17 protein-coding genes are annotated in these 17,104 nt (G+C 55.4%); 14 read left to right on the plus strand and 3 right to left on the minus strand.

The annotated features are described in order from the left end of the window. Positions 1-4: 4 nt before the first annotated feature. Positions 5-1,411: an MATE family efflux transporter gene (locus tag ACJA3I_RS02190; protein WP_458863132.1), complete on the minus strand. Its 1,407-nt coding sequence runs from the start codon at positions 1,409-1,411 to the stop codon at positions 5-7. After that, entirely contained in the window at positions 1,398-1,985 is a 588-nt protein-coding gene (locus tag ACJA3I_RS02195; protein WP_458863133.1) for a TetR/AcrR family transcriptional regulator, read from the minus strand. Before ACJA3I_RS02195 ends, ACJA3I_RS02190 begins: the two co-directional genes overlap by 14 nt. 229 nt (positions 1,986-2,214) lie before the next feature. On the opposite strand from ACJA3I_RS02195, the gene ACJA3I_RS02200 reads away from it, so the two are divergent. Both ACJA3I_RS02200 and ACJA3I_RS02205 read left to right on the plus strand, forming a co-directional pair. Next, positions 2,215-3,312, plus strand: a complete 1,098-nt coding sequence (locus ACJA3I_RS02200; RefSeq protein WP_458863134.1) for an aldo/keto reductase — start codon at positions 2,215-2,217, stop codon at positions 3,310-3,312. Positions 3,313-3,320: 8 nt separating this feature from the next. Continuing rightward, complete coding sequence (locus ACJA3I_RS02205) at positions 3,321-4,028, plus strand: SDR family NAD(P)-dependent oxidoreductase (RefSeq protein ID WP_458863135.1); 708 nt, start codon at positions 3,321-3,323, stop codon at positions 4,026-4,028. 54 nt (positions 4,029-4,082) lie between these two features. Here the strand turns inward: ACJA3I_RS02205 and ACJA3I_RS02210 are convergent, their stop codons facing one another. Continuing rightward, a complete protein-coding gene (locus ACJA3I_RS02210; protein ID WP_458863136.1) occupies positions 4,083-5,738 on the minus strand; it encodes an S-layer homology domain-containing protein in 1,656 nt (551 codons plus the stop codon). A 201-nt stretch (positions 5,739-5,939) separates the two neighbouring features. Here ACJA3I_RS02210 and rpmH point away from each other — a divergent pair, with 201 nt between their 5' ends. The 12 genes from rpmH to serS all read left to right on the plus strand — a co-directional run bounded on the left by rpmH (position 5,940) and on the right by serS (position 17,030). Then, positions 5,940-6,074 (plus strand): 50S ribosomal protein L34, encoded by a 135-nt coding sequence (gene rpmH, locus ACJA3I_RS02215; RefSeq protein ID WP_458863137.1) that lies wholly within the window; start codon positions 5,940-5,942, stop codon positions 6,072-6,074. Between the two features lie 48 nt (positions 6,075-6,122). Next, positions 6,123-6,467, plus strand: a complete 345-nt coding sequence (rnpA, locus tag ACJA3I_RS02220) for a ribonuclease P protein component (RefSeq protein ID WP_458863138.1) — start codon at positions 6,123-6,125, stop codon at positions 6,465-6,467. Continuing rightward, positions 6,464-6,676, plus strand: coding sequence for a membrane protein insertion efficiency factor YidD (gene yidD, locus ACJA3I_RS02225; RefSeq protein ID WP_458863139.1), 213 nt, complete (start codon positions 6,464-6,466; stop codon positions 6,674-6,676). The genes rnpA and yidD overlap by 4 nt, the downstream gene beginning before the upstream one ends. 77 nt (positions 6,677-6,753) lie before the next feature. Further along, positions 6,754-7,683 carry a YidC/Oxa1 family membrane protein insertase gene (locus tag ACJA3I_RS02230; protein WP_458863140.1) on the plus strand — a complete coding sequence of 310 codons (930 nt, stop codon included), beginning with the start codon at positions 6,754-6,756 and terminating at the stop codon, positions 7,681-7,683. A gap of 29 nt (positions 7,684-7,712) precedes the next feature. Continuing rightward, positions 7,713-8,387, plus strand: a complete 675-nt coding sequence (gene jag, locus ACJA3I_RS02235) for an RNA-binding cell elongation regulator Jag/EloR (protein ID WP_458863141.1) — start codon at positions 7,713-7,715, stop codon at positions 8,385-8,387. Between the two features lie 144 nt (positions 8,388-8,531). After that, positions 8,532-9,887, plus strand: a complete 1,356-nt coding sequence (gene mnmE / locus ACJA3I_RS02240) for a tRNA uridine-5-carboxymethylaminomethyl(34) synthesis GTPase MnmE (protein ID WP_458863142.1) — start codon at positions 8,532-8,534, stop codon at positions 9,885-9,887. A gap of 136 nt (positions 9,888-10,023) precedes the next feature. Next, positions 10,024-11,904: a tRNA uridine-5-carboxymethylaminomethyl(34) synthesis enzyme MnmG gene (gene mnmG, locus ACJA3I_RS02245; protein WP_458863143.1), complete on the plus strand. Its 1,881-nt coding sequence runs from the start codon at positions 10,024-10,026 to the stop codon at positions 11,902-11,904. Further along, positions 11,901-12,617 (plus strand): 16S rRNA (guanine(527)-N(7))-methyltransferase RsmG, encoded by a 717-nt coding sequence (gene rsmG / locus ACJA3I_RS02250; protein ID WP_458863144.1) that lies wholly within the window; start codon positions 11,901-11,903, stop codon positions 12,615-12,617. The genes mnmG and rsmG overlap by 4 nt, the downstream gene beginning before the upstream one ends. Positions 12,618-12,723: 106 nt before the next feature. Beyond that, complete coding sequence (locus ACJA3I_RS02255) at positions 12,724-13,530, plus strand: ParB/RepB/Spo0J family partition protein (RefSeq protein WP_458863145.1); 807 nt, start codon at positions 12,724-12,726, stop codon at positions 13,528-13,530. Between the two features lie 565 nt (positions 13,531-14,095). Then, positions 14,096-14,851: a ParA family protein gene (locus ACJA3I_RS02260; protein WP_458863146.1), complete on the plus strand. Its 756-nt coding sequence runs from the start codon at positions 14,096-14,098 to the stop codon at positions 14,849-14,851. Between the two features lie 18 nt (positions 14,852-14,869). Next, positions 14,870-15,739, plus strand: coding sequence for a ParB/RepB/Spo0J family partition protein (locus tag ACJA3I_RS02265; protein WP_458863147.1), 870 nt, complete (start codon positions 14,870-14,872; stop codon positions 15,737-15,739). 16 nt (positions 15,740-15,755) lie between these two features. Continuing rightward, on the plus strand, positions 15,756-17,030 hold the full coding sequence (gene serS / locus ACJA3I_RS02270) for a serine--tRNA ligase (RefSeq protein WP_458863148.1): 1,275 nt from the start codon (positions 15,756-15,758) through the stop codon (positions 17,028-17,030). The last annotated feature ends 74 nt before the right edge of the window (positions 17,031-17,104 follow it).

A 17,104-nucleotide genomic window follows, 5' to 3' on the forward strand; every position in this document is an offset into this window, starting at 1 on the left:
CCCGTCAAACAGGCTGCTGCATGTCATCCTGCGCTGTTTCGGATGCTCCGGATGAATGGAGCACGCCGGATCTCATCTTTTGCCAAAAGGGAAGAAACAGCGCAAGCGCCGCCAGCATCGCGCTGAAATCGGCAATTGGCGTTGCCCATACAATGCCGTTTACACCAAGAAGCGCGTTCATCAAAAACATCAACGGAATATCCAGCCCGCCTTTACGCAGCAGGGAAAGAAGCAAAGGCCGCGCTTTGATGCCAATCGATTGAAACAGCGTAATGATAATCATTGTTACGGAGATGCACGGGCCGGTGATGCAGATAATGCGCTGGAAACGCTGACCATATTCTACGGTCAGCGGGTCGTCGATAAACGCCCTGACGATCGGCTGTGCGCAGGTGAGCAGAAATGTGGTGCCTGCCAGTGCTACCATCAGGCTAAACAAAAATGTCGTTTTTACGGCAGACATCATCCGCTTATAGTTTTTGGAAGAATAGTTATATCCAATGAGCGGCAGAACCCCCTGCGACATGCCTGTGGCAATGGCAAAAGACATCATATCCACTTTTTTGGCAATGCCGATGCCGGCGACAGCTTCGTTGCAATAAGACGCCATCAGTTTATTCAATACGATATTGGAAAACACCCCCATCATGTTCATGATGCAGCTGGGCAGCCCCACCAGCAGCACTTCGCGGGGAATATGCCCTTGAAGGGTATAATTTTTCGGGTTCAGCGTAATAACGGTGCTTTTGCGCTTGCCGGAAATGAGCAGAATAAAATAGAAGGCGGCAATGAGATTGGAAAGCATGGTGGCGATTGCGGCGCCGGCAATTTCCAGCCCAAAGGCCGAAATAAAAAGCGGGTCGAGAAAGATGTTCAAAACACCGCCCAGCGCCATACCAAAGCTGGCTTGTCTGGAATAGCCTTCCGCACGCACAAGATGGGCAAAAAGAGCGTTCAGCACGGTAGGCACCGCGCCGATCGTGATCGTCCAGAAAACATACACATAGCAAAAACGATAGGTCTCTGCGTTGGCGCCGATGGCGGGCAGGGCGAATGATTTGAAAAGCAATAAGATCATGCCGTAAAGAAAAGAAACCGCGCCGGCCGTCCAGATACAGAACGCGGCGGTTTTTTTCGCTTTGTCGCGGCTGCCGGCGCCAAGGCATCTGGAAATCAGGCTGGAACCGCCGATCCCGAATAAATTGGCAATGCCTGTCAACAGAATAAAGAGCGGCATGCACAGAGAAGCAGCGGCCACCTGATTGGGATCGCCCACCTGCCCGATAAAAAAAGTATCGGCCATATTATAGATCACGGTGATCAATTGGCTGATGACGGTGGGAACCACAAGCGAAATGACTGCCTTTTTCACGGGCGTTCTTTCAAAAAGTTCTGTGTTATCTGTGTTCATGTTGTTCCCTTCCGGCGTTTTGAAGACCATCCGCAACGCATTGAATTGCCATCTGATAGCTCTCGTTTTTGTCGATGGGAAAATGCGAAAAGCCGCCTGCCGCTTCATGGGCAACAAAACCATGCATCATGCTGCGCAAAATTCTCTGCCAGTGCATCTGCGCGGTTGTGTCTAATCCATAACCCGAAAGCACCTGCAAAATAGGCTGCGTAATCTGGCCCGCCGCTTGCTCCAACACTTTGTTTTTCGATTTTTGCAAGCTCATGATCACGCGGTATAATTCGTTATGCTCTTTGGCAAAAGCGCGATAGGCATCTGCAATGGCAAATAACGCTTCGTTTTTTGTTTTGCCCTCGATTGCCCGGGTTTCGCTTACAACCATTTGCGACACCGCCGCAAGACCGACCTCTGTGAAAAGAGAATCCAGGCTTTCCACATGGTTATAAAGCGATGCGGTTTTTATATTGAGGCTTTTGGCCAGTTCGCCCATGGAAAAGGCGGCATATCCTTTTTCTTCGATGAGCCGGATGGATGCCTCCACAACGCTTTCCTGATTCAATCCCTGACGCGGCATAAGATTTCCCTCCAAACTAATACTTTTAGTTTATTATAAACTAAGTGCATTAGTTTGTAAACGCGTTTCCCGACATAATTTTAAAAAACGGCAAGAAAAATTCCCCTGTGGGGATAGTTACAAAAAGGTCACTATGCGCCAAAAAGGTGCCTGCTTGTGAAAGGGGCGAAAACACGATAAAATAAAGGAAAGTGTTTGATTGCATCGAGCCGAACAAGGAGGAATTTTTATGAAAAAACAAACCATCGATTCTCTTGGGGTCACGCTTTCGAGGCTGGGCTTTGGGGCCATGCGTCTGCCGCGGCTGGGCGATGAGATCGACCAGAAGCAAACCGATGAAATGGTGCGCTATGCGTTTGAAAACGGCGTGAATTATTTTGACACCGCCTATGTTTACGGCGATGGCGCAAGCGAGATCGCCATGGGCAAGGCGCTTGCCCGGCTGCCGCGCGATCGTTTTTATGTGGCGGATAAAATGCCGTTCTGGGGCGCGCAGGATGTTTCCTGGCTGGATGAAAAATTCCAGACCACACTTGACCGCCTGCAGATGGATCATGTGGATTTTTATTTGATGCATTCGATGGATCGCAGCACTTTTGCGGCGATGAAAAAATTTGGCGCTTATGAATGGGCGCTGAAAAAGAAGGCCGAAGGAAAGATCCGCTTTCTGGGCTTTTCCATCCATGATGATGCGGCGCTTTTGCAAGAAATTTTAGAGGTGGGCGCCTGGGATTTTGCGCAGATCCAGCTGAACTATCTCGATCTGGATGACAACCCCGGCGAAAAGGGCTATCACATGCTGCGCGAACACAACATCCCCGTGATGATCATGGAACCGCTGAAGGGCGGCGTTTTATCCGATATTCCCGATCATCTGGCCGAGCCTTTCCTGCGTTTGGGCGGCAGCAAGGTGGAATATGCCTTCCGCTGGCTGGCGGAGCATCCGGGCATCGCGGTGATCCTTTCGGGCATGAGCAATATGGAACAGCTCATGCAGAATGTAAAGGTGTTTGCGGGGCTGGAACCCTTGAGCGCGGCGGAGCATGAGGCCATTTTGCAGGTGAAGAAAAACATTCTCGACGCCCAGAAGGTGGGCTGCACAGGCTGCCGCTATTGTTTGCCCTGCCCCATGGGCGTGATGATCCCCGATCTGTTCAAGGCATGGAACAACAAGGCCATGCAGCAGAACAGCAACTGGATCTCTTCGGCCGATATCGATTATGAAATGGCCGAAAAATGCGTGGCCTGCGGCCAATGCATGACCCACTGCCCCCAGCATATCGAGATCCCCGCCATGCTGCGCCGCATGATCGCCGAAAAAAAGTGAGCCGCGGGATGAAAATTTGTGTGATAACGGGCGCCGCCATGGGCATCGGCCTGCATCTCTGCCGCGGCTTTGCCGAAAAAGGCTATCAGGTGGTGGGGCTGGATGTGGAAGAAAAAAACGCGCTGCCCCCGGGCGCGCGGCTGATCCGAACCGATCTGCGCCGCGAAGAAGAGATTCTGGCGGCCTTTGAAAGCATCGGGCGCGACTATGGCGGCGCGGATGTGCTCATCAACAACGCGGGGGTCTCGCGCTTTGAAAAGCCGATCACTCAGCTGACGGCCGATGAGTGGGATCGCGTGCTGGATACCAACCTGCGCGGCATGATGCTTTGCAGCCGCGAATTCATCAAGCTCAACGAAGGGCGGGAATATGGTCGCATCATCAACATGGCTTCCACCCGCTGGATGCAGAATGAAGAAAACTGGGAAGCCTATGGCGCATCCAAGGGCGGCGTGGTTTCGCTGACGGCCGCCATGGCGGTTTCGCTGCATGACCGCCCCATCACCGTCAACGCCATCAGCCCCGGGTGGATCTGCACGGAAGGCTATGAAAACCTCACGGCGGAAGACCACAGCCAGATCCCTTCGGGCCGCGTGGGCTTTCCGCGGGATATTTTAAACGCCTGTCTGTTTTTGGCCGATGCCGAAAACGATTTCGTCAACGGCATCGATCTGGTGGTGGATGGCGGCATGGTCAGGCGCATGATCTGGCGGTAAGGCCCCAAAAAAGCAAAAAGTTCCCCACAGGATGTGGAAAACTTTTTGAAACGCCTATTCGGCGGGTTCTTCGCTCAGCCGCGCCAGAAGCGTTGCCATCTCCTGCCGCGAAAGCAGCAGCGTGGGGCGGAAGGTGTGGTCTTCATACCCTTTCAGAATGCCCGCCGCCGCCAGCGCCGAAATTTCTTCTTTGGCCCACGAGCCTTCCACATCGGTGAAGGAAGCGCCTGTGGCGCGAAGGCCCGTCAGCCGCGCCAGAAGGGCGGCGGTCTCTTCCCGCGTGAGGGGTTTATCGGGCAGAAAGCTGCCGTCGGGATAGCCCTTGAGCAAGCCGCTTTCGGCGGCGGCGGTGATCTCGCGCTCGGCCCAGTGGCCGCGGATATCATAAAACGGCGCGGCCGCGGCGGAAGCTTCGGCCCCGCCCAGCCTTGCGGCGATCACGGCGGCCTGCGCCCTTGTCAGCGGGGAATAGGGGGCAAAACGGTTTTCTTCCACGCCCTTCATGGCCCCGCTCACATAAGCGCGCATGATATCATCTTTGGCATAGGAAGAGGAGATATCTTCGAAATAGCCGCCGCCGAACCAGAGGGCATAATAATCCCAAAGATCGGCCGGCGTCAGCGGCGCGCCCAGAACCGCCGCGCCCCCAAGGCCATATTTGTTTTTCAGCGAAAGCAGCTGGCGCGCCCAGTTTCCGCCCGCCACATTCAGCGTGTAATCGCCGCCATACATCCGCCGGCCGGCCGCATAAAACACTTCGCTGGGCCCGATGGTGAACGAAAGATAGGTGGCCCCGGTTTCGGGGTCAAACTGCTCGCGCACGGCGAAACGCTGGCAGATCTCGGCCACTTCGCGGGCGTTCAGCGTGTCGCTGCCATCCCAGCCCGGCCCCCAGGCGCGGGCGCCAAAAGGGATGCCCAGCACGATTTTCCCCAGCAATTCACCGGAAAATCCCCCAGATTCCACAGTTTTATCCACAAGTTGGGCCGAATAATAGGGGGAAACGGTGAGATCGGCTTTGGCGGGGGTGGCATCGAGCACGATGGTTTCATAAAGCGCGTTCAGGCGGTCATAATCCGGCGCTTCACGGTTGGGATAGACCACGCCGCTGATTTTCAGATCGGGCATCTGCTGCTGCAGCGCGTGGGCCAGCGCCTCGATCTGGGAAAGTTCGGCCCCCTGTATATCGAAAAGCAGCTCGCCGAACCCATGCATGCGGCAAAGGCGAACCAGTTCATCCACAGCCTGTGTGGAAAACAGCACGCCGCCCGGCGCTTCACGATAGGTCACCCGCGGCAGAATGCGCTGGCCGCGGCTGCGCAGGGTATCTAAAAACCCCTGCGTGATCTCGCCCACGCCGAGTTTTCCGCGGTGATCCAGCGTGAAATAGGGCGGCGCGGCCGCCTGAACGCTGGGGCCGCCTTTTTCCAGATAAGAAAGGGCGGGCAGGCCCGTCTGGCTGAGGGATGCCAGCGAAAACCCCGGCTGTGAGGCGCGTCGTTCCATCAGCGCGAACACCTGGGGCACGGTGAGCGTCAGCGCCACGCCCGAAGCCAGCAGAATGCGCACAAGCGAGATGCGCCGCGTTTCCTGCCTGCGCCACAGGCCGCTGAAAAAATCTTCGCCAAACTCTGTCATGCCGTCGCTTTGCACCAGCTGAAGCATCTCTGTGCCGTCGGATAAATTACAAATAGTATAATTGAAATTCATTTATACATCCCACCTGTTTTTTTAATTAGTTTCTGCTGAAAAATTGAAAATATTGCATGGATTGGCCAGGTTTTCGGCTTGACAGGTTCGGGTAATTCACTATATAATACAAGATGCGCAATTGTCGTGGGCAGCGGCATGCGTCTGAGACTCATCAGGCTTATGCCGATGTCTTAACTATACGCAGGGAGGTGTAGCTTAATGTTTAGAACTTACCAGCCGAAAAAGCGTCAGCGCAGCAAGGAACACGGCTTCATGAAGAGAATGAAGACCAGAAATGGCAGAAAAGTTTTGGCCAGAAGACGCGCTAAGGGCAGAGTCAGGCTTTCTCACTAAACCTAAGACCGCCGCGTGCGGTCTTAAATTTTAATTTAGAGGCAATTTATGCACCATACGGTTTCGCTTTGTGAAAACAATCGGTTTCGTGGGCTTTATGCTCGGGGCAAAACGGCGGCGGCGCCCACCATCGCGGTGTATACCCGAAAAAACAAGCTCAAAACCACCTCGCGCCTGGGCATCACCACAAGCGTGAAGCTGGGATGCGCGGTAGAGCGCAATAAAGCAAGGCGGCGCATCCGCGAATGTTACCGCACCCACGAGCAGCTGCTGCAGCCCGGTTATGATATCGTAATCGTTGCGCGCGCCCGCGTGCTGACAAAGCCGTATCAAGCCCTGGAGGGTGACATGATGGCTCTATTTCAGAAACTGGGTTTGCTGAAAAAGATATGAAAAAACTTGTGCTTTCCGCGATCAGGTTTTATCGAAGGCGGCTTTCGGGGATGAAACGAACACCCACCTGCCGCTTTATTCCGTCTTGCTCGCAATATGCGCTGGAAGCAATCGAGAAGCACGGCCTTTTGAGGGGCGGCGCTTTGGCGATTTGGCGAATTTTGCGTTGTAACCCCTTTTGTAAAGGCGGATATGACCCGGTTCCGTAGTCGTCAGGAGGGTTTTGAACAGCAGAAGCCCCCGCTGAATAAGGTTCTGCAAACATACTGGCAGAAGGAGAAAATCTATGCTCGATTTTATAGCGGTCCCTTTTGGTTACGCTATGCGTTTCATTTATGATATGGTGGGCAATTACGGCCTGTCGATCATTCTGTTCACACTGTTTACGCAATTGGTTCTTTTGCCCCTTAACTGGAAACAGAAAAAGGGGATGGTGGATGTGCAGCGCATCCAGCCGAAAATGATGGAGCTGCAAAAAAAATATGCAAACAACCGGGATAAGTATGCGCAGGAAGTGCAGAAGCTTTATGATGAACAGGGCGTCAGCCCCATGACAGGCTGTCTGCCGATGCTGCTTACTTTTCCCATTATGATCGGTCTTTATTATGTGGTGGCCCGCCCCCTGACCTATTTTATGGGGCTCAACAGCGACCAGATCTCCACCTTGGCAAAGGCGCTGAAGGTGACCGCCACAAACCCCTATACCCTTGAAATCGCGCTGGCGGGCGAGCTTTCGGCCAATTTCGCAACGGCGAAGGATATCGTTCCCGGCCTGATGCAGGTGAATTTCAATTTCCTGGGCCTGAATCTGGCGAAAACACCTTCTTTTAAAGATTTCTCGGTGTTGTGGATCATTCCTGTCCTTTCCGGCGCCACAGCTTATATGCAATCTTGGGTGATGCGCAAAATGCAGCAGCGTCAAGGCGCTGTGCAGGATGGCGCAATGAACACGCAAAACGCCATGATGAACATCATGATGCCGGCGATGTCGATTTATTTCGGCTTCATTCTGCCTGCCGGGTTAGGTGTTTACTGGATCGCGCGCAATGTGTTCACCGTGGGGCAGGATCTGATCCTAACCCCCTATTTCATCCGCAAATCAAGGGAAAAAGAAGCCGCCCTGCTGGCGGCAAAGCCTCAGAAAAAGAAGAAAGCGGAACCTCAGCAGCTGACTGAGGGCGAGCAGCCCCCCAAGGATGACGAAGAGAACCGCTAAGAAGCAAAACATACGGAGGCAAGCAGCAAATGTTGAAAAGTATTGAAACAAAAGGCGATACCTTGGAAGCCGCCGTCGCCAACGCTTTGCAGCAACTGGGCAAGGAACGCGACGATGTGACGGTTGAAATTTTGGAAAAAGGCAAAAAAGGCTTTTTGGGCATGGGCTCTCAGCCCGCGCTGGTGCGCGTTTCTTATGAAACCTCGCCGGCTGCCACAGCCGAAGAGTTTTTGGCCGGCCTTTTAAATCGCTTTGGTGTGCCTTCCACCCTTGAGACCCGCGTTGAGGAAGAAAGCGACACCATCTTTATCAATATCTCGGGCGAGAATATGGGCGCCGTGATCGGCCGCCGCGGCGATACCTTGGATTCGATTCAATATCTGACCTCGATCGTGGCAAACAAGGGCGAAGAAAAGCGCTGGCACATTGTTCTGGATACCGAGAATTACCGCGCAAAGCGCAAAGCAACGCTGGAAAAGCTGGCGGTGAACACCGCCCAGAAGGCCATGCGTTATAAGCGCAGCATCGCGCTGGAACCCATGAACCCGCAGGAGCGCCGCATCATCCACGCGACCCTGCAGGAATATGAGGGCGTGACCACGCATTCCACCGGAACGGAACCCAACCGCAAGGTCATCGTGGTTCCCGACGGCGTGAAAGAAACAAAACCCGGCAGCCGCCCGCCGCGCGCGAGGCAGAATTAAAACAGGCAAGGGGCGAGAATGATTCTCGCCCCTTTTTTTGCCCAAAAACGAGGCATTTCTGAAAAAAATCCGCGAAATGCTTGTTTTTTGCGGCAAAATTCTTTATTCTAAAAGTATTCTTGAAGAAAGCAGGAGGGCTTGATTATGAGCGAAACCATTGCGGCTTATTCGGGCGGCGCGCTGCCCGCGGCCATCGGCATCTGCCGCATCAGCGGGGAGGAAACCTTCGCGGTGATGGATCAGCTGTTCCGCCCGCTGCATGGCGGGGCCATGAGCGGCGGGCCGTTTTCAAAAATGCGCTATGGCGAAGTGATCGACAGCGATGGCCGCGTTTTGGATATCTGCCTTGCGGTTTGCTATCGCGGCCCTCAGACCTATACCGGCGAAGATTCGGCCGAGATCTTCTGCCACGGCTCACAGGCCATCGTGGCGCGCATCCTTTCGCGCTGTTATGAATCGGGCGCCCGCCCCGCCCGCGCGGGCGAATTCACCAAGCGCGCTTTTTTGGCGGGCAAGCTGGATCTGGCCGGGGCGGAAGCGGTGGCCGATCTGATCTATGCGCCTTCTGCCGAGGCGGCGAAAAACGCTTCGGCCCTGCTGAAAGGCGGCGTTTCCCAGCAGATCCGCCGGATGCAAACCAAAATCATGGATCTTTTGACCCATTTTTATGCGGTTTGCGATTATCCCGATGAGGATATCGACCCCTTTTTGCAGAAAGACGCGCAGGAAAGTTTGGAAGAGATCGCGCGGGAGCTGGAGCGCCTGTTTGCGGGTTATGAGCGCGGCCGCACACTGACAGAGGGCCTGCCCGTGACGATCCTCGGCAAGCCCAATGTGGGCAAATCTTCGCTTCTCAACGCCTTGGCGGGCTATGACCGCGCCATTGTGACGGAAGAAGCCGGCACCACCCGCGATATCGTGACGGAAACCATCTCTTGCGGCGGAACGCTGCTTCGTCTTTCGGATACGGCGGGCCTGCGCAGCGCGGAAAGCCTTGCCGAGCGCATCGGCGTGGAAAAAGCCAAAGAAAGCGCCGCCCAAAGCGCTGTGCTGCTTTGCGTGTTCGATGCGTCGCGCCCCTTGGAGGCCGATGACGAGACCGTTCTGCATCAGGCGCAGGGCAAAACCGCCTGCGCCATCGTGAATAAAACCGATCTTTGCGGCGAGATCGCGCCCGAGATCCGCGGCGCGTTTGAAACGATTTTTCCCATCAGCGCGCAGACAGGCCGGGGCATCGAGCCGCTGGTGGAATGGCTGGCCGGTTTGGCAAAGCCCGCCGGCGACGAGGTTTTGGTCACCAGCGCCCGCCAGGCCGAGCTGATGCGCCGCGCCGCCCAGGATTGCCGCCGCGCCGCCGAAAGCGCCGCCCTGGGCATGACGGCGGATGCCTTTTTATCCGATGCCGAACGCGCCGGCCATCTGCTCAGCGAGCTGCTGGGCGAAAGCGTTTCCGAAGATATCGTGCATGGCATTTTCTCGCGTTTTTGCGTAGGAAAATAACCGGGATCGCGCTGAAAAAGCGGCGCAGAAGGAAGCCGCTTTATCCCAAAACAGAGGCTTCGGCCGCTTGTGAAAAACAAAAGACAGCCGAAAACAGTTGAAAAAAGCAAAACCCAACGGGGGAGGAACAGTAGCTTTGGAATATCAAGCAGGAGAATATGAAGTGATCGTGATCGGCGCGGGCCACGCGGGCATCGAGGCCGCTTTGGCTTCGGCGCGGCTGGGCCGCCGCACTTTGATGATCACCACCAATTTAGATGCCATCGGCAACATGCCCTGCAACCCTTCCATCGGCGGCACGGCGAAAGGGCAGCTTGTGCGCGAGATCGACGCGCTGGGCGGCGAGATGGGCAAGGCGGCGGATGCCTGCGGCATCCAGTTCCGCATGCTCAACCGCGGCAAAGGCCCGGCGGTGCATTCGCCCCGCGCGCAGGCGGACCGCGCGGCTTATAAAAATTACATGAAGCATACTTTGGAAAATTGCCCAAACCTTTTCATCCGCCAGGCAGAAGCCGCCCGCATCGACCGCGATGAAGAGGGAAGCGTCTGCGGCGTTTGCTGTGTGGGCGGCGCGTTTTTCAAAACGAAAGCGGTCGTGGTCTGCACCGGCACCTTTTTGAACGGGCGTGTGTTCATCGGCGAAGAAAACCATCCCTCCGGCCCCGATGGGCTGTATGCCGCAACGCATCTCACCGATTCGCTGCGCGCCATGGGGCTGACCATTCGCCGCTTTAAAACGGGCACCCCCGCGAGAGTGGCAAAAAATTCCATAGATTTTTCCGGCATGGAGATCCAGAGCGGCGATGAGCCGCCCCGGCCGTTTTCTTATGACGCCGCGGGGCCGGTGAAAAATTCGGCGGTGTGTTATCTCACCTATACCAACGCCCGAACCCATGAAATCATCCGCGGCGCGCTGAGCCGCTCGCCCCTTTACTCGGGGGAGATCCATGGCGTGGGGCCGCGATACTGTCCTTCTATAGAGGATAAAGTTGTTAGATTTTCCACAAAAGAAAGACACCAGGTCTTTGTAGAGCCTTGCGGCGAAAATTCCGGTGAGATGTATTTGCAGGGGGTTTCGACCTCGCTGCCCGAGGATGTGCAGCTGCATTTTTTAAGAACCATTCCCGGTTTGGAAAAAGTGGAGATCATGCGCCCCGGTTATGCGATTGAATATGATTGCCTTGACCCCACCCAGCTGGAACTGACGCTGGGGGTGCGCGGGGTGAAGGGCCTTTATGCCGCGGGGCAGATCTGCGGCACTTCGGGTTATGAAGAAGCCGCGGGGCAGGGGCTTTTGGCGGGGGCCAACGCCGCGCTGATGGCGGCGGGGCGCGAGCAGATCATTTTAGATCGCTCGGATGGATATTTGGGCACACTGGTGGATGACATCGTCAACAAGGGCACCAACGAGCCTTACCGCATGATGACCTCGCGCTCGGAATATCGGCTGCTGCTGCGGCAGGATAACGCCGATTTTCGGCTGATGCCCATTGGTGAAAAAATCGGGCTTGTGCGCCGCGAGCGGGTGGAGCAGATGCGGCGGGAATATGAGATGGCCCGCGAAGAAGTGAGCCGCATCGAAAAAGTGGGCCTTGCGCCCACCCCACGGCTGGCCGCTATTTTAGAGACCGCCCACAGCACGCCCATCACGGCGGGATGCCGCATGAGCGATCTGCTGCGCCGGCCGGAACTCAGCTATGAAGCCTTCGCGCCGCTGGATGAAAACCGCCCGTCGCTTTCTGAAAAGATCCGCGAGCAGGTGGAGATCATGCTGAAATATGAAGGCTATATCAAGCGTGAGCTGCGGGAAGTGGAAGAGCACAAAAGGCTGGAAGGCCGGCTGATCCCGCCCGAGCTGGATTACGGCAAGATCGTGAACCTCAGGCTGGAAGCGCGGCAGAAACTGAGCGACCAAAGGCCCAGAAGCATCGGCCAAGCCTCAAGAATATCGGGCGTAAGCCCTTCGGATATCGCGGCATTGATGATTGCACTGGCCCAAAAGGAGGAAAGCAGATGAGCTTTACAAAAACCGTGGAACAGGGATGTTTCACGTGGAACATTCCCGTTTCGGCGGAAATGCTGACCCAATGGGAGCGTTATGTGGAATTGCTGCTGGAAAAGAACCGGGTGATGAACCTGACGGCCATCACCGAGCCCGAAGAGGTGGCTGTGCGCCACATCTTAGATTGTCTGTTCCAGCTGACCTGCGCTTCTTTTGCGGGCAAAAAGGTCATCGATATCGGCAGCGGCGGCGGGTTCCCCGGTGTTCCGCTGCAAATCGCCGCGCCCGATGCACGCTTCACTTTGCTGGATAGCCGCAAAAAACGGGTGGATTTTTTGGCGGAGGTCAGCGAGAAACTGGGGCTGCCCGCCGAACCCATCAGCGCCCGCGCCGAAGAATTCTGCGCCCAAAAGGGAAGAAGAGAAAGCTATGATCTGGCGGTATCCCGCGCGGTGGCGCCGCTGAACATTTTATGCGAGCTCTGCCTGCCCTTTGTGAAGGTGGGCGGAATGTTTTTGGCCATGAAAAGCGATAATGAAGCCACCGCCGAAGAGATCGACACCGCAAAATCGGCCATCCGCAAACTGGGCGGCCGCTTGGCGGAATGCCGCGCCTATCAGCTGAACGGCGGCGAGATCCGCCATCAGATGGTGCTGATCCAAAAAGAAAAGCCCACCCCGCCCGCGTTTCCGCGGCGGTATGCCAAAATAGAAGCGTCGCCCCTATAAACAAAAGCCGCAAAAGGCGTATTTTTGCGGGAAATGAGAAACGGGGCGGAAATTTGACAGAATTCTTTGCCGGATCGTGTTAGCATGGACCTAAGAGGTGATGGACATGCTGCCAATCTTGAAAATGCAAAAGGAGCGCCGCCAATTTAAAACGGTGCGCATCGAGCAGATCCGCGTGAATCCCAACCAGCCCCGCAAGCTGTTTCGGCCCGAAGAGATCGCCGAACTGGCGGAAAGCATCCGCACTTATGGCATTATCAACCCGCTGACTTTGCGCGACACACCATCGGGGTATGAGCTGGTGGCGGGGGAGCGCAGGCTGCGCGCCGCGAAACAGGCGGGGCTGGATTTTGTGCCCTGCATGATTTTGCCCATGACTTTGCAGGATTCGGCGCTGGTGGCGCTGGTGGAAAACTTGCAGCGGCAGGATCTGGATTATTTCGAAGAAGCTCTGGGCATTCGAAAACTGATGGAAAACTATCAGATGACCCAGCAGAATGTGGCCGAAAAACTGGGCAAAACACAATCGGCCGTGGCCAACAAGCTCAGGCTGCTGCGCCTGCCCGAAGAAGTGATGCAGATGCTGCGGGAAAACGGCATGACCGAGCGCCACGCAAGGGCGCTTTTGAAGCTTGGCGAACCCGAACAGCAGCTTGCCGCGCTGAAATATGTGATTCGCTATGGGCTGAATGTAAGCCAGACAGAAGCATATATCGAACGCCTGCTGGCCGAAAAGCCCGAAAAGAAGAAGCTGAAACCCCGCATTTTGAAAGATGTAAGGCTGTTCTTCAACACCATGAGCCGCGCGGTGGAAACGATGCGCATGGCGGGCATCGGCGCAGAGATCGACAAGGCTTATGAAGGGGAAGATATGGTGGTGACCATTCGCATCCCCGCCCAGCCGCAGGAATAAACACAAACGGCTTGAAGCCGCCATAAAAAGCAAAGCAGTGCGACACCGTTTTTATGCGGCGCCGCACTGCTTTTTTAAGCGATGAAAACACGGATGCTGCTTTTTGATGTTCTAAACACCGTGAAAAAAGAAAAATCAACAAGAATCACACAGAAATAAACGCAAATCCTTTCAAAACAGAAGGAAGCATGATATAATAATCGCAAAGCGATTATTATATTAATTTTCCGGCCCGCCTACGGCGATGGCCACTTTATATCATTCATGCTTTGCATTCATGATATAATAATCGCAAAGCCACCATGGGTGGCGGCAATAACACGCCGCAGGAAGCAAGCCGCTGTGAGCGGCAGCAAGCCGCCATGGGCGGAAGAAGATGGAAAATATTACTGTGATGCGGCGGGAATCTCTGCCGTGTGAAAAAAAGCATGGATCTGAGCGAATGAGGTGTGCTTCATAAAGCCGAAGCATTTGCGCGGCAAAAAGAGCGAAAGCGCATCAAATCATATAAAAACACGCAAAAACAGTGGATCTGGTAAGTTCCGGGGGAGTGAACGGAGGAATAATGGGTAAAATCATAGCAGTAGCCAACCAAAAGGGCGGCGTTGGAAAAACCACAACGGCGGTGAATCTGGCCGCCTGTGTTGCGGCAAAACAGCGGCGTGTGCTTCTTTGCGATTTCGATCCGCAGGGGAACGCCACTTCCGGCTTCGGGGCCACCGATCAGGGAAAATACACGATTTATGATGTGATGGTGGGCGCCGCAGAGATCGGCAGCGCCGTTTTGCGCACAAAATGGTGCGATGTGATCCCCGCCAGCATCGATCTGGCCGCGGCCGAAGTGGAACTGGCCACGGTGGAAGGCCGCGAAAGGCGCCTGAAAGAAGCCCTTGGCCGCATCAAAGAAGATTATGATTATATTTTTATCGATTGCCCGCCTTCCTTGGGGGTGTTGACGCTGAACAGCCTTGTGGCCTGCGACACGGTTCTGGTGCCCATGCAGTGCGAATATTACGCGCTGGAAGGGCTGAGCCAGCTGGTCAATTCCATTCGAACCGTCAAACGCTCATTGAACCCGAAAATCGATATCGAAGGCATCGTTTTGACCATGTATGACGGCCGCACCAACCTGACCATTCAGGTGGCCGAAGAAATCAAAAAGTTCTTTGGCGAAAAGGTTTATTCCACGGTGGTGCCGCGCAATGTGCGCCTTTCCGAAGCGCCCAGCCACGGCATGCCGATCATCGCTTATGAAAAAACCTCTCGCGGCGCCGAAGCATACAGCGCCATCGCCGATGAATTTTTGCGCAGAAACCGATAACGAAAGGGGACGGGGGAAATGGCTTCAAATAAAGGGCTTGGGCATGGCTTGGGCAAGGGCTTGGATTCGCTTTTCGGCGAAGAAAGCCACGAAAAAGGCGCCGTCTGCAACTTGAGGATACGGCAGATCGAGCCGAACCCCAATCAGCCGCGCCGCGCGTTTTCAGAAGAAGGGCTTGCCGAATTGGCGGATAGCATCCGCAAAAACGGCGTCATCGCGCCCATCGCCGTGCGCAAAACAGGCGAAACTTATCAGATCATCGCGGGCGAGCGCCGCTGGCGCGCCAGCCGCATGGCGGGCCTGGATGAGATCCCGGCGGTGGTGCTGGAAGCCGATGAACAGCTGGCTTTTGAACTGGCTTTGATCGAAAACTTGCAGCGCGAAGATCTTAACCCGGTGGAAGAAGCCGAGGGCTATCGGGAACTGATGGATCGCTTTGCGCTGACACAGGAAAATATCGCCGAAAAGGTGGGCAAAAGCCGCCCCGCGGTGGCCAACGCCCTGCGCCTGCTTTCGCTGCCGCCCGTGGTGGTGCAGATGGTGAAAGACGGCGCGCTTTCACAGGGCCACGCCCGCACATTGCTGGGCGCCAAAAAAGAAGAAACCATTCTCGCGGCCGCCAAAACCGTTTTGGAAGAAGGCCTTTCCGTTCGCCAGACCGAAAAACTCGTCAAGCGCCTTGAACAGGAAAAAGAGACCAAAAAACCCGCCAAAGACGCCATGACCGTGCTTTATCTGGAAGAACTGGAGCAAAAGCTGGGCGAGGCCACCGGGCGCAGGATCGCCATTCATCAGGGCCGCGAAAAAGGCAAGATCACAATAGAATATTATGGAAATGAAGATCTGGAAACGCTGACACAGGCGCTGATGCAGATCAAACAAAAATAAAGAGAGGGAAGAATTTATGCTGGATATTCGAATGATTCGCGAAGATACACAGCACATCAAAGAACGCCTTGCCGCCCGCGGCAAAAATTATGATGCGGATATCGACCGCGCGCTGGAGCTGGATGACCGCCGCCGCGCCCTGATCGCCGAAAGCGAGCAGATGAAGGCCGAACAGAACCGCGTTTCCAAACAGGTGCCCATGCTGAAAAAACAGGGGCAGGATGTTTCCGACCTGCTGGCGGAAATGAAAGAACTGGCCGAAAAAGGGAAGGAATATGCCGCCCAGCTGGCCGAAATCGAAAATGAACAGCGCGATCTGCTGCTGCGCATCCCCAATGTGCCCTGCGACCTGGTGCCCGTGGGCGAAAGCAGCGACGACAATGTGGAAGTGCGCCGCTGGGGCGAACCCCGCGCCTTTGATTTTGAGATCCAGCCCCATTGGGATCTGGGCGAAAAGCTGGATATTCTCGATATGCCCCGCGCCACCAAGGTGGCCGGCACGCGCTTTGCCTTTATGAAAGGCGACGGCGCCCGTTTAGAGCGCGCCGTCATCAGCTATTGCCTTGATCAGAACAAAGACGATGGCTTCACCGAACTGCTGACGCCTTATATGGCCAACACCCAAACCCTCACAGGCACAGGCCAGCTGCCCAAATTCGCCGAAGATATGTTCCATGTGGAAGGCACCGATTATTGCCTCATTTCCACCGCCGAGATCCCTGTGACGAATTATCACGCGGGCGAAATTCTCGATGGCGCGAAGCTGCCCCTTTATTACACGGCGTTCACCCCCTGTTTCCGCAGTGAAGCAGGTTCGGCGGGGCGCGACACCCGCGGCCTCATCCGCGTGCATCAATTCCATAAAGTGGAAGTTGTGAAATTCGTGAAGCCCGAAGATTCGCCGGCCGAGCTGGAAAGCCTGACCCGCCATGCCGAACGGCTTTTGCAGGGCCTGGGCCTGCCTTACCGCGTTGTGCTGGTCTGCACGGAAGACATGGGCGCAAACCAGATCATGCAGTATGATATCGAAGTGTGGATGCCTTCTTATGGCAGATATGTGGAAATTTCCTCCTGCTCCAACTACAGCGATTACCAGGCGCGCCGCGCCGGCATTCGCTTCAAGCGCGAAAAAGACGCCAAGGCCGAGCTGGTTCACACGCTCAACGGCTCTTCTTTGCCGGCGGGCAGAACAGTGGCCGCCATCATGGAAAATTATCAGAACGCCGATGGCACCATCACCATCCCCGAAGTGCTGCGCCCCTATCTGCGCGGCCAGGAAACCATTGAATAAAACCGCATGGGCGGTTTGAGCAAAGGGCGGCTGCAAAAGGCTGCCCTTATGCGCTATTTTAAGCCGAAAGAGAA

Source organism: Acidaminobacterium chupaoyuni (assembly GCF_047936785.1).
In the GTDB taxonomy this organism is placed as follows: domain Bacteria; phylum Bacillota; class Clostridia; order Oscillospirales; family Butyricicoccaceae; genus Acidaminobacterium; species Acidaminobacterium chupaoyuni.